This window comes from Amycolatopsis sp. MtRt-6 (genome assembly GCF_017308975.1).
Taxonomy (GTDB): domain Bacteria; phylum Actinomycetota; class Actinomycetes; order Mycobacteriales; family Pseudonocardiaceae; genus Amycolatopsis.
On sequence record NZ_JADWPD010000034.1, the window covers coordinates 51,723 to 73,427 of the forward strand.

Annotated in this window: 16 protein-coding genes and 1 pseudogene; 10 read left to right on the plus strand and 7 right to left on the minus strand. The window is 72.9% G+C overall.

All coding sequences use genetic code 11. From position 1 onward, the window contains the following. Positions 1 to 122: 122 nt before the first annotated feature. The 4 genes from I4Q55_RS39925 to I4Q55_RS39940 form a co-directional block, all read right to left on the minus strand. Entirely contained in the window at positions 123 to 3,335 is a 3,213-nt protein-coding gene (locus I4Q55_RS39925) for a BTAD domain-containing putative transcriptional regulator (protein ID WP_206795738.1), read from the minus strand. A 63-nt stretch (positions 3,336 to 3,398) separates the two neighbouring features. Further along, on the minus strand, positions 3,399 to 4,541 hold the full coding sequence (locus tag I4Q55_RS50815; protein WP_206795740.1) for a cytochrome P450: 1,143 nt from the start codon (positions 4,539 to 4,541) through the stop codon (positions 3,399 to 3,401). 179 nt (positions 4,542 to 4,720) lie between these two features. After that, positions 4,721 to 5,089, minus strand: coding sequence for a hypothetical protein (locus I4Q55_RS39935; protein ID WP_206795741.1), 369 nt, complete (start codon positions 5,087 to 5,089; stop codon positions 4,721 to 4,723). A 231-nt stretch (positions 5,090 to 5,320) separates the two neighbouring features. Next, positions 5,321 to 5,929, minus strand: a complete 609-nt coding sequence (locus I4Q55_RS39940; protein WP_242547618.1) for an SGNH/GDSL hydrolase family protein — start codon at positions 5,927 to 5,929, stop codon at positions 5,321 to 5,323. A 49-nt stretch (positions 5,930 to 5,978) separates the two neighbouring features. Between I4Q55_RS39940 and I4Q55_RS39945 the strand changes: the two genes are divergently transcribed. The 3 genes from I4Q55_RS39945 to I4Q55_RS39955 all read left to right on the plus strand — a co-directional run bounded on the left by I4Q55_RS39945 (position 5,979) and on the right by I4Q55_RS39955 (position 8,439). Next, entirely contained in the window at positions 5,979 to 6,794 is an 816-nt protein-coding gene (locus tag I4Q55_RS39945) for an alpha/beta hydrolase (protein ID WP_206795743.1), read from the plus strand. Positions 6,795 to 6,919: 125 nt separating this feature from the next. Next, entirely contained in the window at positions 6,920 to 7,672 is a 753-nt protein-coding gene (locus I4Q55_RS39950; protein ID WP_206795744.1) for an SDR family oxidoreductase, read from the plus strand. Then, positions 7,669 to 8,439 (plus strand): SDR family oxidoreductase, encoded by a 771-nt coding sequence (locus tag I4Q55_RS39955; protein WP_206795745.1) that lies wholly within the window; start codon positions 7,669 to 7,671, stop codon positions 8,437 to 8,439. The genes I4Q55_RS39950 and I4Q55_RS39955 overlap by 4 nt, the downstream gene beginning before the upstream one ends. Positions 8,440 to 8,557: 118 nt before the next feature. Here the strand turns inward: I4Q55_RS39955 and I4Q55_RS39960 are convergent, their stop codons facing one another. Further along, positions 8,558 to 8,902, minus strand: a complete 345-nt coding sequence (locus tag I4Q55_RS39960; protein WP_206795746.1) for a helix-turn-helix transcriptional regulator — start codon at positions 8,900 to 8,902, stop codon at positions 8,558 to 8,560. Between the two features lie 252 nt (positions 8,903 to 9,154). Between I4Q55_RS39960 and mgtA the strand changes: the two genes are divergently transcribed. From mgtA to I4Q55_RS39975, 3 genes are read left to right on the plus strand one after another with little or no spacing between them, the layout of a single operon-like run. Continuing rightward, a complete protein-coding gene (mgtA, locus tag I4Q55_RS39965) occupies positions 9,155 to 11,722 on the plus strand; it encodes a magnesium-translocating P-type ATPase (RefSeq protein WP_206795748.1) in 2,568 nt (855 codons plus the stop codon). A gap of 29 nt (positions 11,723 to 11,751) precedes the next feature. After that, positions 11,752 to 13,491, plus strand: a complete 1,740-nt coding sequence (locus tag I4Q55_RS39970; RefSeq protein ID WP_206795749.1) for an ABC transporter permease subunit — start codon at positions 11,752 to 11,754, stop codon at positions 13,489 to 13,491. Between the two features lie 13 nt (positions 13,492 to 13,504). Beyond that, on the plus strand, positions 13,505 to 14,803 hold the full coding sequence (locus I4Q55_RS39975; RefSeq protein ID WP_206795750.1) for a nitrate/sulfonate/bicarbonate ABC transporter ATP-binding protein: 1,299 nt from the start codon (positions 13,505 to 13,507) through the stop codon (positions 14,801 to 14,803). On the opposite strand, the gene I4Q55_RS39980 is transcribed toward I4Q55_RS39975, so the two are convergent. Next, positions 14,769 to 15,524, minus strand: a complete 756-nt coding sequence (locus I4Q55_RS39980; RefSeq protein WP_206795751.1) for a hypothetical protein — start codon at positions 15,522 to 15,524, stop codon at positions 14,769 to 14,771. The genes I4Q55_RS39975 and I4Q55_RS39980 overlap by 35 nt on opposite strands. A gap of 192 nt (positions 15,525 to 15,716) precedes the next feature. On the opposite strand from I4Q55_RS39980, the gene I4Q55_RS39985 reads away from it, so the two are divergent. The 4 genes and pseudogenes from I4Q55_RS39985 to I4Q55_RS51125 all read left to right on the plus strand — a co-directional run. After that, positions 15,717 to 18,101 (plus strand): penicillin acylase family protein, encoded by a 2,385-nt coding sequence (locus I4Q55_RS39985; protein ID WP_206795752.1) that lies wholly within the window; start codon positions 15,717 to 15,719, stop codon positions 18,099 to 18,101. A 112-nt stretch (positions 18,102 to 18,213) separates the two neighbouring features. Further along, entirely contained in the window at positions 18,214 to 19,482 is a 1,269-nt protein-coding gene (locus I4Q55_RS50820; RefSeq protein ID WP_206795753.1) for a vanadium-dependent haloperoxidase, read from the plus strand. A gap of 81 nt (positions 19,483 to 19,563) precedes the next feature. After that, positions 19,564 to 19,938 carry a helix-turn-helix domain-containing protein gene (locus I4Q55_RS51120; protein ID WP_374194527.1) on the plus strand — a complete coding sequence of 125 codons (375 nt, stop codon included), beginning with the start codon at positions 19,564 to 19,566 and terminating at the stop codon, positions 19,936 to 19,938. Between the two features lie 97 nt (positions 19,939 to 20,035). Continuing rightward, a pseudogene (locus I4Q55_RS51125) lies at positions 20,036 to 20,245 on the plus strand (integrase core domain-containing protein); the annotation flags it as partial. A gap of 159 nt (positions 20,246 to 20,404) precedes the next feature. Here I4Q55_RS51125 and I4Q55_RS40000 read toward each other — a convergent pair. Further along, positions 20,405 to 21,634 (minus strand): HNH endonuclease signature motif containing protein, encoded by a 1,230-nt coding sequence (locus tag I4Q55_RS40000; protein ID WP_206795754.1) that lies wholly within the window; start codon positions 21,632 to 21,634, stop codon positions 20,405 to 20,407. Positions 21,635 to 21,705: the final 71 nt, after the last annotated feature.

The following is a 21,705-nucleotide window of genomic DNA, read 5'->3' on the forward strand; positions in this document are numbered from 1 at the left end:
CCGGCGCTCACGTCCCGGCCCCCGCCCTCGGGGGCCGGGGGTGGGTGTGTGGTAATTCGGGTTAGACCCCGAATTACCACTCACGACAAGCCGCGGCAGCCCTCCTCCGGTACCGGATTCGCCTACTGCGCCAGGAGCGTGCGCACGGTCGCCAGCACCGGGCGCTCGCCGGCGGCCGCCAGGATCTCCTCGGCCGTGCGCCAGCATTCGCGGGCCGCGCCGGGGTCGGCCAGGGTCTCCCGGGCCCGGCCGAGCACCACGAACGCGTACGCCTCGCCCAGCCGGTGCCCGGTGGCCCGGAAACCCGCGATCGCCTGCTCCGCCAGGGTTTCCGCGGCGCCGGGGTCACCCGCGCTCAGGACCGCCCACGCCATGCTGGTCCTCGCCTGCCCGGCCAGCAGCCGGAAGCCGCCCAGGTCCGCCTCGCGCACCGCGGCTCCGGCGTGCGCGACCGCCTCCTCCGTGTCCACAGTGGACAAGCCGATCAGGGTGGCGATCCGGCCGCGCAGGTAGCCGATCTTCTCCGCCAGCCGGTGGGCTTCGGTGTACTCCGCCAGTGCCGCCGCCGGGTCGCCCGCCTGGCGGTGGAGGTCGCCGAGCGCGCCGAGCGCGTCCACCTCGAACCGCTGGTTGCCCGCCTCGCGCGCCACCGTCACCGCGAGCCGCGCCGCCGGCCAGGCCTGATCGAGGTCGCCGGTCGCCCGGTGCACGGCGGCGAGCCGGACCAGCGCGTCGGCCTCGTCGTCGCGGGAACCCAGCTCCCGCAACGTTTCCAGTGCCTCGGTGAGCACGGCCCTCGCCCGCGCGAGGTCGCCCGAGACGCGGTAGCCGTACCCGAGGTTGCACTGCGCGATCGCCGCCGCGTGCGGTGAGCCGAGCCGGCGGCACAGGGTGAGCGCGCGTTCGTTGCGCTCGATGCCTTCCGCGAGCCTGCCGTGCTCGATCAGCACCGCACCCAGGTTGATCAGCCCGTTCGCCGCCCGGATCGACGTGCCCGACCGCAGCGTGCCCGCCAGCGCCGCGGTGAAGTGCTCGATCGCCCGGTCGAGCCGGCCGAGGTCGAGGTGCACGACGCCGAGTGCGTGCAGGACCGAGTCGGCGCCTTCGCGGGCCCCGGCCGCGCGGTAGGACGCCTGGGCGGCTTCGAGCTCCGCGAGCGCCGTCTCGTAGTCGCCGCGGCTCCAGGCCAGCGCGCCCAGGCTGTGCCGCATGGCCCCGGCCGCGCGCTCGTCCCCGGCGCGCCGCGCGGCGGCCAGCCCGGCGGTCGCGGCCGCCTGCCACTCCGCGTCGAGCCGGTGCGAGTGGAAGAAGCCGCGCAGCAGGTCGGCCGCCCGCCAGGCGAACGGGTCCTGGTCCGGCCCGGCGGCCCACCGGATCGCGGCGAGGACGTTGCCGTGCTCGGCCAGCAGCCACCGGCGCGCTTCGGCCGGTTCGACGGCTTCGCCGCTCTCGGGTGCGTCGGGCAGCCGCTGCAGGTCCGGGTAGAGCGCCGTCGCCGCCCCGGCCGCGGCACGCAGGTAGTACCCGAAGAGCCGGTCGAGGGCGGCCGCCCGCTCGGCGGCCGAAAGCTCGTCACGCGCCCGCTCGGCCGCGTACGCGCGGAGCAGGTCGTGCAGGCCGAACCGGTCGTCGCCGCAGGGCTGCACCAGGTGGCTCGCGGCCAGTTCGCGCAGCAGCCGCCCGGCTTGGCTGTCGGCCACCGCGGCCAGCGCCGCCGCGCCCGCCACGCCGACGTCCGCGCCCGGCACCAGCCCGAGCAGGCGGAAGAACCGGGCGGCCGCCGGCGAAACGGTGTCGAAGGACAGGTCGAAGGCACGCCGGACGCCGAGCTGCTCGGCACCGGGCACCGCCAGCCGCCCGAGGAGGTCGGGCCCGGCCAGCTCGGCGAGGTAGCCGCGCAGGGACCGGTCCGGCCACAGCGCGAGGTTCGCCGCGACGATCCGCAGCGCCAGCGGCAGCCCGGCGCACAGCCGCACCAGTTCGCGCGCGACGTCGTCCTCCGCGGCGACCCGCGCCGCGCCGACGACCGAGGCCAGCAGCGCGAGCGAGTCGTCCGGCGGCAGCTCGGCCAGTTCCACGAGCCGGGTGTCGACGGTGGCGGTCAGGCCGCCGAGCCGGTCGCGGCTGGTGATGAGCACCGCGCAGCCCGCGCTGCCGGGCAGCAGCGCACGTACCTGGTCCGGCCCGGCGACGTTGTCCAGCACGATGAGCACCCGCCGGTCGGCGAGCACCGAGCGGTAGAGCGCGGCGGCGTCGGCGAGGTCGGTCGGCACCTGGCCGGGCCGGACGCCGAGCGCGTGCGAAAACCGGGTCAGCACCTCCAGCTGCGCGAGGGCCGGGACCGTCGAATAGCCCTGGAGGTCGGCGAAGAGCTGGCCGTCCGGGAAGTGCCGCGCGGCGCGGTGCGCCCAGTGCACGGCGGCGGCCGTCTTGCCCACGCCGGCCGGTCCGACCAGCAGCGCGATCGGCGGATGGGTGCCGGGTGCCCGGTCCGGGCCGATGGCTTCGTCCAAAAGGGACAGCAGCCGGGTGCGGCCGACGAGCGTGGCGACGTCCGGGGGCAGCTGCCGCGGCCGGAACTCCGGCTGCGCGACGGCGGGCGGTTCCGCGGCGGCTTCGTCGGCGAGGACGGCCCGGTGGGCGCGCCGCAACCGTTCGCCGGGCCCCACGCCCAGCTCGTCGGTGAACATCCGGTGCACCGCGCGGTAGGTCTCCAGGGCGTCGGCGCGGCGGCCCGAACGGTGCAGCGCCTCCAGGTACAACGCCCAGAAGGCCTCCCGCCACGGGTGCTCCCGGGTCACCCCGGCCAGCTCGTCGGTGATTTCGCCGGGCCGGCCGAGCTCGAGGCTGACCTCGAAGTAGCGCTCCTGCGCCCGCAGCCGCTCTTCGGCGGGCTGGTCGACGTCTTCGCGGCCGAGCACCTCGGCCGGGAGGTCGGCGAGCACCGGGCCGCGCCAGCAGGCGAGCGCGGCGGCGAGCAGCTCGCGTTCGGTCTCCGGCCGCGGCTCGGCCCGGGCGGCGGCGGTGAGTTCGCGGAAGCGCAGCAGGTCGTGCTGCGCCGGCCGCACGCGCAGCAGGTAGCCGGTCGGCTGTGTCTCGACGACGCCGTCGCCGAGGGCGCGCCGCAGCCGGACCGCGTGCACCTGGATGCTCTTGCGGGCGGTCTCCGGCGGGTCCTCGCCCCACAGCAGCTCGGTGAGCCGGTCGAGGGACACCGTCGTGTTCGCCCGCATCAGCAACGCGGCCAGCAGGGCCCGCACCTTGGGCCCGGTGACCGGGACGGGCACGCCGTCCCGCTGGACCTGCAACGGTCCCAGCACCCCGAAGCTGAGCACTCTTCCGCACCCCCCGCTGACCGGACGAACCGGTCATCCGGCGGTGAGGGTAGCGGGAATCGGTCAGCTCGGCGGGACGGGGCGCACCACCGGCGGGGAGAGCAGCGAGCCGAACACCGGCTCGGGTTCGATGATCCGCAGGTCGAAGCGGTCGAGGGCGCCGGCGCACTCGAGCACCTTCGCCGTCGCCTGGTTGACGAACCGGGAGCCGACGCAGGCGGCGCTGCCGAAGCCGTAGGGGAGGTAGCGGGCCTTGTGCCCCTCGGGCGGGCCGGCCCAGCGGCCGGGCCGGTACTCGCCGGGCTCGGCCCAGACGTCCGGGTCGCGGTGGAGGAGGTAGGTGCACAGGTACAGCCGGTCGCCCGGGACCAGCGAGACGCCGCCCAGCTCGGTGGCCGCGGTGACCTTGCGCGACAGCAGCCAGGCGACCGGCCACAGCCGCAGCGCTTCCCGGACGCGGTGCGCGGCGGGCTGGGGCGTGCCGGCCGGTCGCAGGATCGCGCCCGCCGGGCTGCCGGGCCGCCAGCCGCGGTCCAGCAGCACCGTCCAGGCGAACACCATGGCCGCGGCCCGGCAGACCGCGCCGACCAGGCCGTGCAGGGCCAGTGCCACGTCGTCGGCCGAGCCGAGGGCGGCCCGCAGCGCCTCGGGAAGGGGCCCGGCCCGGTCCGCCGCCCAGCGGTGCAGCGCGGCGTCGGCCCGGCTGTGCGCGAACCGGCCCCGCAGGCGCCGCAGGGCCGTGCTCGTCCGGTCGAGCCCGTCGGAGGCGGCGAGGGCGTCCTGCAGCGTCTGCCGGGCCCGCGGGGGCAGGCCGGGGAAGAGCTGTTCGCCGAACAGCCGCAGGTACGACGTCGACAGTGCGCCCGGCCAGGCCTCCCCGGCTTCGGCGGAGCGCCGCAGCTCGGCGGTGATCCGCTCGGCGGGCACGGCCTGCCAGGCCCGGTCCAGTTCCTGGGCCAGCGCGGCGTTGACCGGGCGGCTGCGGTCGGAGCCGGGCACCCAGCCGGCGACGGCGCCGAAGGTCGCCGCCTTCGCCTCGAACGGCGTGGTCGTCCCGGCCAGCGCGGTCCGGACGAGCTCGGCGCCGGACACCAGGTACCGGCCCGGCTCGAACCGGCGGATCGCGATGCCGTCGCCGGCCCACCCCTCGAGGGCGGCGAGTGGATCGGTCAGAAACACGCCGGGTTCGGTGGTGGCTTGGCGCACGGACGTCTCCCGGAAAGTCCCGCGGCCGGGGTTCGGGGACCCCGGCCGCGGTGGCCATCAGTAGATCTCGTAGTACATGCGCCAGGTGGCACCCAGCTCACGGGTCCGCAGGCTGCGGGCCACGGAACGGGTGAAGAAACGAAGCGTCTTCATGGTGTTTCTCCTTCTTTCGGTGGGTGTTACCAGCGGAGGCCGATGTTCACGCTCGGCGAGCCGCCGGAGACGATGCCGTAGATCCACCCGCCGGACACGTTGTTGCAGACCCAGGACCGCGCTCCCTCTTCGGCGCCGAACCCGGACTGGCAGACGGTTCCGCCGCTGTCCCTGCGGACGACCCACTGGGCCGGGCCGGTGCCGTGCACGTCGGCGTCGACCGAAAGGGTGCCGCCCGGGAACCAGACCGACGGTTCGGTCGAGCAGGTGTTGACGGTGTAGCACGTCTTCGAGACACCGCCCTGCACGGTGGCCGATGCGGCCGGTGCGGCGAGTGCGAGCGCACTGGCCGCGATCGCGCCCACGATGGCGGCGCGCTGGGTTGATCGGTACATGTCTGCCCTCTCTCCCTGTGGCGGAAGGGGCGGGCGCTGCAGGCCCCCAGCCTGCAGCGCGCGTCGCGAGCGACGCGGGAAGCGTTCCCCCAGTACCCCCTGGCTGCCAGGCGACCGGCACCCTCGACCGGCTAGTCCCCCCGCCGGTGAGCTCCGGACCCCCAGCCCTCGCTCCGACCGCCTGGCGGAACCGATCTTGCCGGGCCCCGGTTAAAGCCGGGCAAAACCGGCTTAGGCGGCAAGCTGCGCGGCAGCGGCCAGCACGTGCGGGGCCAGGCCGTCGGCGATCACGGCGTAGCCGGCCGAGGAGGGGTGGAAGCGGTCGGCCGAGAACAGCGTGGGGTCGGCGGCGAAGCGGGCGGCGAGTTCGGGGCCGGCGGTGGCCACCGCGCCACCGGCCCGGACGGCGGCTTCGGCCTGAGCCTGCGCGTAGTGGCCGCTGGCCGCGGAGACCAGCTGCCGGTAGGGCCCGGGCACCCGCGCCACGATCCCCAGGTCGGGCGCCGGCACCACGATGACGCGGGCGCCGGCGCGCACCAGCCGCGTCACGGCGTCGTGCAGCTGGCGCGCGCCGACGGCGGGGGCGACGAAGCCGGCGAGGTCGTTCGCACCGATCACGATCAGGGCCAGGTCGACACCCTCGCCGAGGGCGACGCCGACCTGGCGTGCGAGGTCGGCCGAGCGGGCCCCGGGGACGCCGAAGTTCCGCAGGCGCACGACGTGGCCCGCGTCGCGCAGCCGCCGGGTGAGCTGCCGGCCGAGCGTGTCGTCCTCGCGGCTGCTGCCGACGCCGGCTGCCAGGGAGTCGCCGAGGACGCAGAATCGGAGTGGTGGGTTCATTACGGGGTACAACGTGACGAGGCCACCGTTGTTTCCCGGGAGGTCGAGCTTGACCAAGACGGTGCTCGTGCGCGTGGTGCTGGTGGCCCTCGTGGTCGTGGTGCTGCTGCTGGCCGCGTTCTGGGCGTTCCAGCGACGGCTGATCTACCTCCCGGACCCCGGCCCGGTGCCCGCGGCCGCCGACGTGCTGCCCGGCGCGGAGGACGTCCGCCTCCGCACCGCCGACGGCCTCGACCTGGGGGCCTGGTACCTGCGTCCGGTGGGCCGGGACCCGGCGGCGACGGTGCTGGTCGCGGGCGGCAATGGCGGCAACCGCGCGGGCCGGGCGCCGCTGGCCGCGAAGCTCGCCCAGGCGGGACTGGCCGTGCTGCTGTTCGACTACCGCGGCTATGGCGGCAATCCGGGCGACCCCAGCGAGGACGGCCTGGCCCTCGACGTCCGCGCCGCGCACCGCTTCCTGACCGAGGACCGGCGGGTGCCGCCCGGGCGGCTCGTCTACTTCGGCGAAAGCCTCGGCTCCGCCGTCGTGACGGAGCTGGCCCTCGAACACCCGCCCGCCGGGCTGCTGCTGCGGTCCCCGTTCGTGGACCTGGCGGCCGTCGGCGCGGAGATCTACCCGTACCTGCCGGTCCGCCTGCTGCTGCGCGACCGCTTCCCGGTCAAGGAGCAGGTCGCGCGGCTGCGCGTCCCGGCCGTGGTGGTCGTCGGCGGCCGGGACTCGATCGTCCCGCCGGCCCAGAGCCGCGAGGTGGCGGCCGCGGCGGCGGCCCGGCTGGTCGAGATCCCGGGCGCCGACCACAACGATCCGGTGCTGCTCGACGGCCCGGAGCTGGTCGAGGCGGTGCGGGCGCTGGTGCCGCGCTGACCCTGGTCCGGGGCCGTGGAGTGTGACGTGTGTCCGTCTTGAGACCTCGGCCGCATCGCGCATAATGGCCACTGACCGACTGCTTGGTATGTGCCGGGCACCACAGCCGAAGGAGACACACTGCCGTGAACTCGTTCAAGGATCGCGTCGCGATCGTCACCGGGGCCAGCCGGGGCATCGGCCTCGGGATCGCGAAGACGCTCGTCGAGCGCGGCGCCAAGGTCTGCCTCACCGCCCGCAAGCCGGAAGCCCTCGAAGAGGCCGTCAACTCCCTCGGCGGCCCCGATGTCGCCATGTTCGTGGCGGGCAAGGCCGACGACACCGACCACCAGGACGAGACGGTCGCCAAGACGATCGAGACCTTCGGCCGGCTCGACTACCTGGTCAACAACACCGGCATCAACCCCGTCTACGGGCCGACCCTCGACATCGACCCGGCCGCCGCGGCGAAGATCCTCGGCGTCAACGTGCTCGCGCCGCTGGGCTGGACCAAGCGCGCCCGCGACGCGTGGCTGGGGGAGCACGGCGGCGCCGTCGTCAACGTCTCCTCCGTCGCCGGTCTCGGCGCTTCGCCGGGCATCGGCATGTACGGCGTCAGCAAGGCCGCCCTGATCCGGCTGACCGTCGAGCTCGGCGCCGAGCTGGGGCCGAAGATCCGCGTCAACGCCGTCGCGCCGGCCGTGGTCAAGACGAAGTTCGCCACCGCGCTGTACGAGGGCCGCGAGGAGGAGGTCGCTTCGGCGTACCCGATGAAGCGCCTCGGCGTGCCGTCCGACATCGCGGGCGCGGTGGCCTTCCTGCTGTCGGACGACGCGGGCTGGATCACCGGCCAGACGGTCGTCCTCGACGGCGGCGTCACCCTCGGCGGTGGCCTGTGACCGGCGTCGTCGTCACCGGGGGTGGTGGCGGCATCGGCGCCGCGCTGGCCCGCCGCTTCGCCGCCGACGGCGCCCGGGTCGTCGTGGCCGACCTGGACGGGGACAAGGCCGCGGAGGTGGCCGCCGAAGTCGGCGGGACGGCGTTCGCCGGCGACGTCGCGAGCCTGGACGGCGTCACGAAGCTGATCGACAGCGCGCGCTCGGCGCTCGGCGAGATCGACGTCTTCTGCGCGAACGCGGGCATCGCGCCCTTCGGCGGCGCGGAAAGCGGCGAGGAGGTGTGGGCGCGCACCTGGGACGTCAACGTCATGTCGCACGTCCGCGCGGCGAACCTGCTGCTGCCGGCGTGGCTCGAGCGCGGCGAAGGGCATTTCATCGCGACGGTGTCCGCGGCCGGCCTGCTGACCAGCCTCGGTTCGGCGCCGTACTCGGTGACCAAGCACGGGGCGCTGGCGTTCGCGGAGTGGCTGTCGGCGACCTACCGCCACCGCGGCATCACGGTGCAGGCGATCTGCCCGCAGGGCGTGCGCACGGCGATGCTGGAGAGCACCGGCACGGCGGGCCAGCTGCTGATGGGCGCGTCGGCGATCGAGCCGGAGCAGGTGGCGGACGCACTGTTCGCGGCGATGGCGGACAAGCGGTTCCTGGTGCTGCCGCACCCGGAGGTCGCCGGCTACTACGCGGCGCGCGCCACCGAGACCGACCGCTGGCTCGGCGGGATGAACAAGCTGCAGCGCAAGGTCGAAGAGGCCGTCGGAGAGCTGTGAGCCGGCGGCGCGAGCCGGTGCGCCCCTCGATCGCGCACCGGCTCCGGGGCTTCAGCCGCAGAAGCTCGACCTCTCCCGTGAGATCCCGAAGAAACTGACGGCCGAGGCAGCCGACGGCTCAGGCGCCGCGGGTGTGGCGGGCCCGGGGTGATCCGGGGCGGAGTTCCCGGTGGTGCTGGACGGCGAGCCGGACGATGTCGACGACGTGGGGGTCGTCGATGTAGTGGATCTGGTGCTTGCCGTGGCGGCGGGCGCGGACGAGGCCGGCGAGCTTGAGCTTGCCGAGGTGGTGGCTGACGGTGGCCACGCTCTGCCCGGTTTCCTCGGCGAGGGTGCCGACGTCGCGTTCGTCGTGGGCGAGCAGCCACAGCAGGTGCAGCCGGACGGTGGCCGACAGCAGGCCGAAGGTCGCCGCGGCGTCCTGGAGGAGGTCGGGTGGCAGGGGATCGGGTGGAGCGGACACGGGTTCATCCTCTCGGGTCTCCGCACAGCGTGACGTAAGACCCGTCACTTGGACAAGTGTTTGACTGTTCTGGTCGTGGTGCGGTTGACTGGGGCCGGGCCGGTGTTGCGGCCTGTCCGTGTGTGGAAGGAGGTGAGCCGGGTGACCGGCGAAGGAAGTAGTCGCCGCGATCGCGCGGCCACCCGGGGGTAGGTCCGGGAGTCCGCGTGGTCGCTCCGTACAGCTGTGACCTCGACGGACAGGACGTCCCCCATGACGCGTTTCCCCGGCGTGCCCCCCGAACTGGGCGAGGCACCCGTGATCACGGTCTTCCGGCGGCTCGAGAGCTCGCCGAAGGGCCTCACCGAGGCCGAAGCCGCCGACCGCCTGTCCCGCTACGGCGACAACCACCTCGAGCCCGCCGTCCCGGCCGGGGTGGTGCGGCGGGCGTGGGCCGCGGTGCGCAGCCCGTTCGTGGCGTTGCTGACCGGCCTCGGCGTGGTCTTCGCCGTGGTCGGTGACCTGCGCGGCGCGGTCACCGTGTCGGTGATGGTGGTGCTGAACGTGCTGCTGCGGTTCTGGCAGCAGGCACGGTCCGAGCGGGCGGTCGGCGCGCTGCGGGCCCGGGTCACCACGACGGTCACCGTCCGGCGCCGGGCCGGCGACGCGTTCCCCGGCACCGAGCGCGAGGTGCCGACGGCCGATCTCGTTCCCGGTGACGTGGTGCTGCTCGGCCCGGGTGACGTCGTGCCCGCGGACGTCCGGGTGGTCGCGGCCGCCGACCTGGTGGTCGACCAGTCTGCGGTGTCCGGCGAGGCGTTGCCCGTCGTCAAGCGGCTGCCGTCCCGGCACCCCGCGCCGGATCCCGCGGACGCGCCGGCGGTCGCGTTCGCCGGGACGTCGGTGCTCGGCGGCACCGCGACCGCCGTCGTGGTCGCCACCGGAAGCGACACCTGCTTCGGTTCCCTGGCCACCCAGGCCGCCGCGCCGCGGGCGGAGTCGAGCTTCGACGCCGGTGTCCGCCGCGTGGGCTGGACGCTGCTGCGGTTCATGCTGGTGATGGTGCCGATCGTGCTCGTGGTCAACGGCACGGTCACCGGGAACTGGGCGCAGGCCACGATGTTCGCGGTCGCCGTCGCGGTCGGCCTGACACCGGAGATGCTGCCGGTGATCGTCACGACGAACCTGGCCAGGGGCGCGGCCGCGCTCTCGCGGCGGAAGGTGATCGTCAAGCGGCTCAACGCGATCCAGGACCTCGCCGCCATGGACGTGCTGTGTGTGGACAAGACCGGCACCCTCACCGAGGACCGGGTGGCTTTCGCGCACAGCATCGACCTCGATGGCCGCCCGGACGGCGAGGCCGCCGAGTACGCCTCCCTCGCCGTGCACTTCCAGGCCGACTCCCGCGACCGGCTCGACGAGGCGATCGTGGCGCAGTTCGCGGGCCCGGGCGACGACGTCGTGACCGACGCGCTGTTCACCAAGGTCGACGAGCTCGGCTTCGACCACACGCGCCGCCGCGCCACCGTGGTCGTCCGCCGCGCGGACACGCACATCCTGGTCACCAAAGGAGATCCGGACGAGATCCTGCCCCGCTGCGGCCACGCCCGCCGGGGCGGCGAGGTCGTCGAGCTGACCGACGCGACGCGGGCCGCGGTCGCGGACCTGGTCCGGGCGCACGCCGGGCACGGCATGCGGCTGCTGGCCGTCGCCGCCCGCGAGACCCCGGCCCGCCTCGGCCACTACACCGAAGCCGACGAGACCGGGCTGGTCCTGGTCGGGTTCGCCGGCTTCGTCGACCCGGTCCGCGACGGCGCCGCCGAGGCGGTCCGGGCGCTGGCCGGGCACGGGATCGCGGTGAAGATCCTGACCGGCGACAACCGGCACGTCGCCGCGCGCGTGGCCGAGCAGGCCGGGGTCCCGGTCGGCGAGGTCGTGCTCGGCCGCGACGTCGACCGGGCCACGGACGCCGGCCTGCGCGCGCTGGCCGAGCGCACGACGGTGTTCGCCAAGCTCACCCCCGCGCACAAGGCCCGGATCGTGGCGGCGCTGCGGGGGAACGACCGCGCGGCCGGGTTCATCGGCGACGGCGTCAACGACGTCACCGCGCTGCGGACCGCCGACGTCGGGATCGCCCCGGACACCGCCACCGACGCGGCCAAGGACGCCGCGGACCTGGTGCTGCTGGAGCGCGACCTCGGGGTGCTGGCGCGCGGGGTCGTCGAGGGACGGCGGACCCTGGGCAACACGCTCAAGTACGTCAACATCACGGCCGCGTCGAACTTCGGGAACGTGCTGACCGTGCTCGCGGCGAGCGCGTTCCTGCCCTTCCTGCCGATGTTGCCGATCCAGCTGATGGTCGCGAACCTGCTCTACGACCTCGCGCAGCTCGCGCTGGCCTGGGATCGCGTCGACGAGGAGTACCTGAGCGCGCCGCGGCGCTGGGACGCGCGCGGGCTGACCCGGTTCATGCTCGTGTTCGGGCCCCTGTCGTCGGTGTTCGACCTCTCGACGTTCGCCGTCCTGTGGTGGGTGTTCGACGCCGGTCCCGCGGTGTTCCGGACCGGCTGGTTCGTCGAAAGCCTGCTCACCCAGCTGCTGGTGGTGCTCATCCTGCGCAGCCGGGCCGGGTTCGCCCGCGGTGCGCGCCCCACGCGCGCGGTCGTGGCCGCGGCGGCGGGTGCCGGGCTGATCGGCCTGCTGCTGCCGTTGTCCCCGCTGGCCGGGCCCCTGCTGATGCATCCGTTGCCCGGTGGCTACCTGCTGTGGGTGGGCGTCGTCCTGGTCGGCTACGCACTGTCCGCACGACTGGCGAACCGGGTCTTCACCCACCACCGCTGACCGTTCCTGACCACGAAGACAGGTGAACCATGTCCTTGTTGCGCCCTTTTCCCACGCGCGGCGCGCTCACCCGGCCGCGGCGCACGATCGCCGACGTGGTCGTGTTCCTCGGCGCCGCCGTGGCGCTGTGGCTGGTCGTGCGGCTCGCCCACGGCGCCGCGGTGCCGTGGACGCCGGCCACCGCACCGTCCACAGTGTCCACCGAGCCGGCCGAACTGCCTTACTACGCCGGGCGTTCGCTGCTGCGGATGTTCGCCGCGCTGGGGTTGTCGGTGGTGTTCACGTTCGGGTACGCCACCGCCGCGGCCCGGCTGCGGCGCGCGGAGAAGGTGCTGCTGCCGGTGCTGGACATCCTGCAGTCGGTGCCGATCCTGGGGTTCCTGTCGGTGACGATCACCGGGTTCATCGCCCTGTTCCCCGGATCGGGACTGGGCCTGGAGTGCGCGTCGATCTTCGCGATCTTCACCTCGCAGGCGTGGAACATGACCTTCGCCTTCTACCACTCGCTGACCTCGCAGCCGCGCGAGCTGGACGAGGTCGCCCGCGACCTGCGGCTGTCGCGCTGGCAGCGGTTCTGGCGGGTGGACGTGCCGAGCGGGATGATTCCCCTGGTCTGGAACGGGATGATGAGCTTCGGCGGCGGCTGGTTCTTCCTCACCGCCTCCGAAGCCCTCAGTGTCAACAACCAGTCCTACGCCCTGCCCGGGATCGGCGCCTACGTCGCCGCCGCGTCCGACGAGGGGGACCTCGGCAAGGTCCTGCTGGCCATCGCGGTGATGATCGTCATGGTGGCCGGGGTGAACGTGCTCTTCTGGCGGCCGCTGACCGCGTGGGCGGAGCGGTTTCGCATCGAGCAGTCCGAAGCCGCGCAGGCACCGCGCAGCCTGACCCTCGGTCTGCTGCGCCGGTCCCGGATCCCGGCCCTGCTCGGCCGGGTGTCCGGGCCGCTGGTGGCTCCGCTCGACCGCGTCATGGCGGTGTTCGGGCTCGCCGAGCACCCGCTGCGGGTTTCGCCGGCACGCCGTCGCGCCGGGGACGTCGTGTTCGCCGTGGCGGTGCTCGCGCTGATCGGCTACGGCCTGGTCCGGATGGTCACGTTCATCGGCGAGACCACCGGGTTCGCCGAAGTCGGGCACGCGCTGCTGCTGGGGCTCGTCACCTTCGGGCGGGTGCTCCTGCTGGTCGCGGTGGCCACCGTGGTCTGGGTGCCGGTCGGGGTGTGGATCGGTCTCGACCCCCGCGTGTCGCGGCTGGCGCAGCCGGTGGTGCAGGTGCTCGCGAGCTTCCCGGCGAACTTCCTGTTCCCGCTCGTCACCGCCGTCCTGGTGGCGACCGGGATTTCCCTGAACTGGGGCGGCATCCTGCTGATGGCACTGGGTGCGCAGTGGTACATCCTGTTCAACGTGATCGCCGGTGCGTCGGCGATCCCGAACGACCTGCGGGAAGCCGCCGCGAACCTGCGGCTGCCGCGGAAGCTGTGGTGGCGCCGGCTGGTGCTGCCCGCGGTCTTTCCCAGCTACGTCACCGGTGGCATCACCGCGGCGGGCGGGGCGTGGAACGCCTCGATCGTCGCGGAAATCGTCTCCTACCACGGGCTCACCCTGACCGCCACCGGCCTCGGCGCCTACATCAAGGACGCCACCAGCACCGGGAACGCCGGCCGGATCCTCATCGGCGTCGCGGTGATGAGCCTGTACGTCGTCGGCCTCAACCGGCTGTTCTGGCGCCGCCTCTACGCACTCGCCGAACGTCGCTTCTCCCTCTCCTGAAACGAGGTTTCCCATGTCCCGTCCCGAAGTCCTGGTGTCCGTCGAGCACGTCGGCAAGAGCTTCACCGGCGCCGGAGGCGACGAACTGCGCGTCCTCGACGACATCACCCTCGACCTGCGCGCCGGCGAGATCGTCGCGCTGCTCGGCCGCTCCGGCTCCGGCAAGTCCACGCTGCTGCGCACCATCGCCGGGCTGATCGGCCCCACCACGGGCTCGGTCCGCTATCGCGGCGCCGAGCTCAACGGCGCCAATCCCGGCACCGCGATGGTGTTCCAGACGTTCGCGCTGATGCCGTGGCTGACCGTGCAGGACAACGTCGAACTCGGCCTCGCCGCCCAAGGCCTCCCGCCCGCACAGCGCCGGGAACGGGCGTTGAAGGCGATCGACATGATCGGCCTCGACGGCTTCGAATCGGCCTACCCCAAGGAACTCTCCGGCGGCATGCGCCAGCGCGTCGGCTTCGCCCGCGCCCTGGTCCTCGAACCCGACCTGCTGCTGATGGACGAGCCGTTTTCCGCGCTCGACGTCCTCACCGCCGAAAACCTCCGCACCGAGCTGATGACGCTCTGGCAGCAGGACGGCTTCCCCACCAAGGCGATCTGCATCGTCACGCACAACATCGAGGAGGCCGTGCTGCTCGCCGACCGCGTCCTGGTCCTGGGCGCGAACCCCGGCCACGTCCGCGCCGATGTCACCGTCGACCTCGCCCGCCCGCGTGACCGCAAGGCACCGGCGTTCGCCGCGCTCGTCGACCGGCTCTACGACCTGCTCACCGGCCGCGAACCGGGTGCCGCCGAGCCCACGGAGGCCACGCCGGCGGCACGGCCGCTGCCGGCGGCGTCGGTCGGCGGGCTCGCCGGGCTCGTCGAGATCGTCCACGCCCGCGGCGGCCGCGCCGACCTGCCCGACATCGCCGCCGAGATCGGCTTCGAGGTCGACGACCTGCTGCCGCTGGTCGACGCCGCCGCCATGCTGGACTTCCTCTTCGTCGCCGGCGGCGACCTGCACCTCACCCCGGTCGGCGACCTGTTCACCACGGCGGACATCCAGGCGAGCAAGAAGATCTTCGCCGAACAGGCCCGCGACCGCGCACCACTGGTGCGCACGATCCACAAAGCCCTCGCGGCCAGTACCGGCGGCAACCTCCGCGCCGGCTTCTTCCTCGACCTGCTCCGCCGCGGCTTCTCCACCGAGGACGCGCAACAGCAACTCGACACCGCCATCGACTGGGGCCGCTACGCCGAACTCTTCGACTACGACACCGGCACCGGCCGGATCACCCTCGACGCCCACTCCGACCGGGCGACCTGACCGTGCTCACGGTCAGGTCGTCGAGCCGGACGTCGTAGGAGGACGGGACCGGGTTGGGCTGGTACAGCTGCCAGCCCAGTTTGAGCTGGTCGAAGGCCGGGAAGAGGAAGTCGCCCGGGGCGCCGCCGTGGTTCTTCGTCGAGACGGTGAGGGCGGTCTGTTCGACGCCGTCGAGGTACACCGTGACCCGGTTGTCGGTCGCGTCGAGGTGGAACTCCACGCAGCGCCACTTCGCGGCGACGGCCGGGGCGGAGGTCTGCCACGCTGTCCAGTCGCCGGTGGGGCCGAGGTCCGAGCCCACGCCGTAGAAGTTCGCGGCGGCGCTGGGCACGTACTGCCCGCCGAGCGGGCGGACGAGGGTGGGGGAGCCGGAACCGGAGGCTTCGGCGATGGTCCAGTGGGCCCAGTCCGGGGCGGTGGGGAAGGCCGCGACCCGGACACGCAGGCGTACCCAGAAGCTGTTGCCGGGTGGGTTCAGCGCCGGGATCACGAGGAAGGCGCGGCCGTTGCCGGTGGTGCGGATGCGCAGTTCCCGGCCGTGTCCGGTCCTGCTCGGTTCGACCGTCAGGCTGCCGCCGGAGACGTCGGTGGTCCAGCCGGGGCCCGCCGTGACCTGGCCGAACGGCAGGCGGTCGAAGTTCTCCCGGAACAGGGTGCCGGGGTGCGCGGACGCCGTGGCGGGTGTCACGGCGAGGGCGATCGCGGCGATGAGCGCGGTCACGGCCGATCTTCTCAAGCGAATCACGCCTCTCGTGGTGGCGCCGGGACGTGCCGAAGATCTTGCCGAACCGTCGCCGGCGACGCAACGGCCGGCCGGGCCGGCTGAAGGCCACGAACCCCTAAGGGGCTCGTGGGACCGCGGTGGCGGTGGGTAAACACGAATGGCCACCCGTTCCCGAACGAGGAGACCACCATGGCCACACGTCGACCGGCCATTCGCGGCCTGCTCCTCGCACTGGTCGTGCTGTGCCTGGCGCCCGTGCCGCCCCTCGCCGTGGCCGCGCTGGCCGGCCCGCGGTACCCGGTGACCGGCCTGCACCGGCCGGTCGAAATGCTCATCGACAAGTGGGGCGTACCGCACATCTACGCCGCCAACACCGCCGATCTCTTCTTCGCGCAGGGCTTCAACATCGCCCGTGACCGGCTGTTCCAGATCGACACCTGGCGCCGCCGCGGGCTCGGCCTGCTCGGCGACGTGCTCGGTCCGTCCTATGTGGAGCAGGATCGGGCCGCCCGGCTGTTCCTCTACCGCGGCGACCTGGACGCCGAATGGGCGTCCTACGGTCCGGAAAGCAGGCTGGCCGCCACCCGGTTCGCCGAAGGCATCAACTCCTACGTCGACTGGCTCGACCGCCATCCCGACGCGCTTCCCCCGGAGTTCGGCAGGCTCGGCTACCGGCCCGCCCGCTGGCACCCGCAGGACGTGGTGCGGATCCGCTCGCACGCCATCGGGGAGAACCTGGCGTGGGAGATCGCCCGCGCGAAGCTGGTCTGCCTGGCCGGGCCCGGCGCGAGCCGTTACCTGCGCTCCCTCAGCCCGGACCACGAAGCGGCGGTACCCGCCGGCCTCGATCCCTGCTCGGTGTCCGACGACGTGCTCAAGGTGTACTACCTCGCGACCGCCGGGGTGAAGTTCACCGGCAGCGGTTTCCGGACCGAGGACGTCACCCGGGCGATCGGCGACGCGACCGCCGGCAGCAACGCCTGGGTGATCGGGCCGGGCCGGACCGCGTCGGGCCGGCCGATCCTGGCCAACGACCCGCACCGCTTCGCGGACGCCCTGCCGTCGGGCCGGTACGTCGCGCAGTTGTCGGCTCCCGGGCTGAACCTCGCCGGCGCCGGCGAGCCGTGGAACCCGGGGATCGCCATCGGGCACAACGAAGACATCGCGTTCGGCCTGACCAACCTGCCGATCGACCAGACCGACCTCTACGTCTACGAACTCGACCCGGACGACCCCACCCGCTACCGCTACGGCACCGGCTGGGAGCGGATGACCGAGGTCACCGAGCAGATCCCGGTGCGCGGCGGCACGCCGGTCGCCGGGAAGCTGTTCTTCACCCGGCACGGCCCGGTCGTCAAGATCGACGAGGCGGCGCACCGGGCGTTCGCGATCCGCACGGCGTGGACGCAGCCGGGCAGCGCGGCGTACCTGGGCAGCCTGAACTACCAGCGGGCCACGAACTTCCGCGAGTTCACCGCGGGCATGCGGACGTGGGGCGCGCCGGGCTCGAGCCTCGTCTACGCCGACGTGCGCGGCAACATCGGCTACGTCCCGGCGGGGCTGACGCCGCGCCGCACCGGCGCCGGCTACGACGGCCTGCTGCCCGTCCCCGGTGACGGGCGCTACGAGTGGGACGGCTTCCACGCGAACAGCGAGCTGCCGGGCCAGGACAACCCGGCGTCCGGCTACTTCGCCTCGGCCAACGACTTCAACATCCCGCCGGGCCACCCGGTGGTGTCCAACTACGAATGGCAGCTGCCCTACCGCAAGCAGCGCATCGACGAGCTGATCGAATCCCACCCGGGGGCGACGGTCGTCGGCTCGCTCGAGCTGCAGAAGGACGAGAAGTCGCTGGTGGCCACCCAGCTCCTGGAGTTCGTGCGCGGGCTGTCCTCGCCGGACCCGGACACCGCGCGGGCGCTGGAGCTGCTTCGCGGCTACGACGGCGTCGCGTCGGTGGATTCGGCGGGGGCCGCGCTGTTCGAGACGTGGCTCATGAAGTACCTGCACAACGCGTGGGCGCACGCGGTGCTGCCGCAGGCCGCGGCGGACGCGCTGGCGAGCAACGTCAACCCCGACGTCAGCCTGGTCATCGACTCCTTCGCGGACCCGGCGAGGTGGCTCGGCTCGGACGGCGCGGCGGTGCGCGACAAGCTGATCCTGGACACGCTGCCGGTGGCGTTCCGCGACGTCGCCGGCCGGCTCGGCGCCGACCCGTCGACGTGGCGGTGGGGCTCGCTGCATCACCAGGAGTTCAAGCACCCCCTGGGCGGCCCGAACGTCGGCCCGACCCCGGTCGGCGGCTCGTACCACACGATCCACCCGTCGTTCTTCCACCCGCTGACCTACGCGCAGATCATCGGGGCGACGTTCAAGATGGCACTGGACGTCGGCAACTGGAACGGCTCGGCCGTGATCAACGCGCCGGGGCAGTCCGGCGACCCGCGCAGCCCGCACTACCGCGACCTGAACGCCCTCTGGGCCGCGGGCGGCTCGTTCCCCCTGCTGTACAGCCGGAGCGAGGTCGAACGGAGCCTCGACGTCCGGATCCGGCTGGAGCCGGCCGCCGGGTGACGGGCAGCCGTTCGTACCAGCCGGGACGCCGTCGAGTGGCCGTCGCAGGACCGCGGGAAGCACGACACGATGGGACGGTCGGGACTTCTCGGGCGACTCGGGAGGCAAGGCCGTGAAGAAGATCGTCCTGGCCCTGGTGCTCGGTTTGGCCGGCGCCGGTTTGAGCGCGCCCGCGGCCGCCGAGCCACGACCGGACAGTGTGCGAGTGTGGAACGAGCTGGCCCTGGCCGCGGTCCGTGCCACCCGCGCCACCGACGCCGACGCCGCCCGCACCTACGCGATGCTCAACGTCGCCGTCTACGACGCGGTCAACGGTCTCACCGGCCCGGCCCGCGGCCCCGCGCTGGTACCCGGCCCCGGCCCGCGCGGCGCCGATCCCGATGCCGCGGCGGTCGCCGCGGCGCACGCCGTCCTCGTCCGGGTGGACCCGGGCCGGACCGCCGGCTACGACACCCAGCTGCAGGCCGATCTGGCCGCCCTGCGTCCCGGCCACCGGCGTGACGCCGGCGTGCGCTGGGGACGGGAGGTCGGCCAACGCGTGGTGGCCTCCCGCGCCGACGACGGCTCGGTTCCGGTGCAGAGCCAGCCCGCAGGTTCGGGCCCCGGGGTGTTCCGGGCGGAGTGGTCCGGCGTGCAGTACCGCGACGTTCGCCCGTTCGCCGTCGTCGACCCAGCCGGGTACGTACCGGGGCCGCCACCTGCCTTGGCCGGCCTGGACTACGCCGCTGCCTTCGCCGAGGTCGCGCTGCTCGGCGACGCCGGGATACCCGCTCCCGACAAGCTCGCCACGTTCCAGTTCTGGTCCGTGCCGGCCGGCACCGGCCAACCCGCCGGCGAGTGGGTGAAGATCGCGCTGACGGTGTCTCGTGAGCTGTCGCTGCCCGCCGCGGCGCGCCTCATGGCGTTGCTGACGATGACGCTGGCCGACACCACGCTTCCCACGGTGGGCACCAAGTTCGCCTACCGGCATTGGCGTCCCGCCACGGCGATCCGCGAGGCGGACACCGACGGCAACCCGTCGACGCAGCCGAACCCGGACTGGGCTCCGCGGGCCGGCAGCACGGGCGGATCACCGGAGTACCCGTCCGGACACAGTTCGTACAGCGGCGCGGCGGCCGCCGTGCTGGCGGGGTTCTTCTGCGCGGACGGCATTCGTTTCACGCACACGACGGACACCGCACCGGACGGCCGGCCGCGCACCTACCCGGGTTTCTCCGCGGCCGCCGCCGAGGCCGGCCGGTCGCGGGTGTTCGGCGGACAGCACTTCGAGTTCAGCAACCAGGCGGGTCTGGCCATCGGCCGCGGCGTCGCGACCGAAGTGCTCGCGACTCGGCTGTTGAAGCGAACCGGGCCCACCCATCACGGTGGTTGTCCATTGTAGACAAATTGATGTGGCCTGGTGTAATGCCCTGTGAGGTTGTTGACAGTCTGGGTTCCTCTGGTCAGGCGCGCGAACCGGCGGTTGGCCGTCCTGCGTCACGCCGAGGAAGTCAGCGGCAACGTCGCGGCGACCTGCCGGTATTACGGCATCAGCCGCACGGTGTTCTACCGGTGGAAACGCCGCTACGAGGACGAGGGCATCGACGGTCTGAAGGACCGCTCGAGTGCGCCGCTGCACTGCCCGAAGATCACTCCTCCTGAGGTGGTCGAGAAGATCGCCCACCTGCGGCAGCACTACCACTTCGGCCCGCTGAAGATCGAGATGTACCTGCGCCGCTACGACGATCAGGAGATCGGCCACTCGACGATCTGCCGCATCCTCGGGGCGCCTGGGCATGAGCCGGCTGCCGGCGTCGCAGCGGTACAAACGCCACCAGTAGCGGTGGAAGCGGTATGAGAAGCAGCGCCCCGGCCACCAGCTGCAGATCGACGTCAAGTTCGCCGAACCGATCACCGCCGACAGACCGCGATATCACTGGCACCGGCTGGACCAAGGCATCGAGCACGTCGACATCAGGCCCGCCACACCGCGGCTCAACGGCAAGGTCGAGCGTTCCCACCGCATCGACGCCGAGGAGTTCTATCGCCTGCTCGACGGTGTCGTCCTCGACGACCTCGGCGCCTTCAACGACAAGCTCAAGGAAGGGGAGGACTACTACAATTACCACCGTCCCCACGGCGGTCTGGCCGGCCAGACCCCGTAGGAGAAGCTCCTACAGAAGACCCAATCCCATCCCAGGGTGTCAACGACCAAAAGCAGCAGCACACCGAGAGCCTGGAGGGTGAACCTGAATACCGGAGACCGGTCTGGTGTGCTCGTGGGTGTGGGCCCGTAGCCGTGGGGCTGCGGGCCTGTCCCGTGTTCAGGCTGTGAATGGGAGTGGTTCGTGGAGGTTGTTGCGCCGGGGTTTGCGGCGTCGGTCGATGAATGCTGGTGGGAGGAATTCGGGGAGGCCGTCGGTGGCGATGCGGACTTCCCAGCCGGATCGGTGCAGGAGCCGGTGGTGGTGGGCGCACATCAGGACGAGGTTGGTGAGGTTGGTGGGGCCGTCGTCTGCCCAGTGGCGGATGTGGTGGCCTTGACAGTGCCGGGGTGGCCGATGACAGCCGGGGAAGGCACAGCCGCGGTCGCGGAGGAACAATGCCCGGCGGAGTCCGGCGGAGATCAGGCGGCGGAGGCGGCCGAGGTTCAGCGGTTCGCTTTTGTCGCCGAGGACGGCGGGGATGATCATGGCGTCGCAGGCGTGCACGCGGGCTTCGGCGGCGGTCATGGTGCCGGTGTCGCCGAGGGTGGCCTTGCCGACGCCGGACTTCAGGTCTTCGAACGACACGGCGACCATGACGTGGGCTCGTTTCCCGGCCTGCATCGGCAACTCTGGGGAATTCAGGGCGAGATCGACGGCATCGGAGAACGCATCCCCGTAGCGCTGCGGGGTGGTGCGGAAGTCGGGACCCTCATCCCCGGTGCGACGCTCGGCGAGGGCGTCCAACAATGCGTGGGCGCGGGTGCCGGTCTCGTCGTCGAACCGGCCGCTCAGTTCCCAGATGCCGGTTCTTTTGCGGCGCAGGAACAGTTCCCGGGTGGGAACCACGGGTTCGGTGTCGTCGGGGGCGGGGCCGTCGGGGGCGAGGTGGGCGAGGATGCGGGCACCGAGGGCGGCGACCTGCTTGTGCCCGGCCTCTTCGGCGAAAGCCAGCAGGTTGGCCTCGGCGCTCACGCAGTGCTGGGGTGGGACTTGGGCCAGCACGGAGGTGATTACGTCGATCATCGGGTTGCTCAATCGCCCCGCCCGGGCCGCAGCGCCGGTGGCGGGCGCGAGTGCGGGGATCGGGCTGCCGTCGAGGTTGCGGCCGGGGTTCACCAGGCGGGCGCGTTTGATCAGCCGTTCCGTAGCCGGCTTGGGCATATCGGCGAGGTGGTCCAGAAGGCGGGCGGCGGAGCGGTAGCCGAACAGTTCCATCACCCCGCGCTGTTCGATTTCCACCAGCAGGGCCCCGAGTTCGGCTTCGGCGGACCGCATGGTCGCGACCAGTTCGCCGATGCGGTCGGCGAGAGCCACCGCCTCGGGGGACTGGGTCGCGTCGTTGGTCATGTCTCCAAGTTACCGGCGATCGAACACAGGGTCATCACTCGATGCGGTGGGAACAAAAGGTAAAGCCGCTG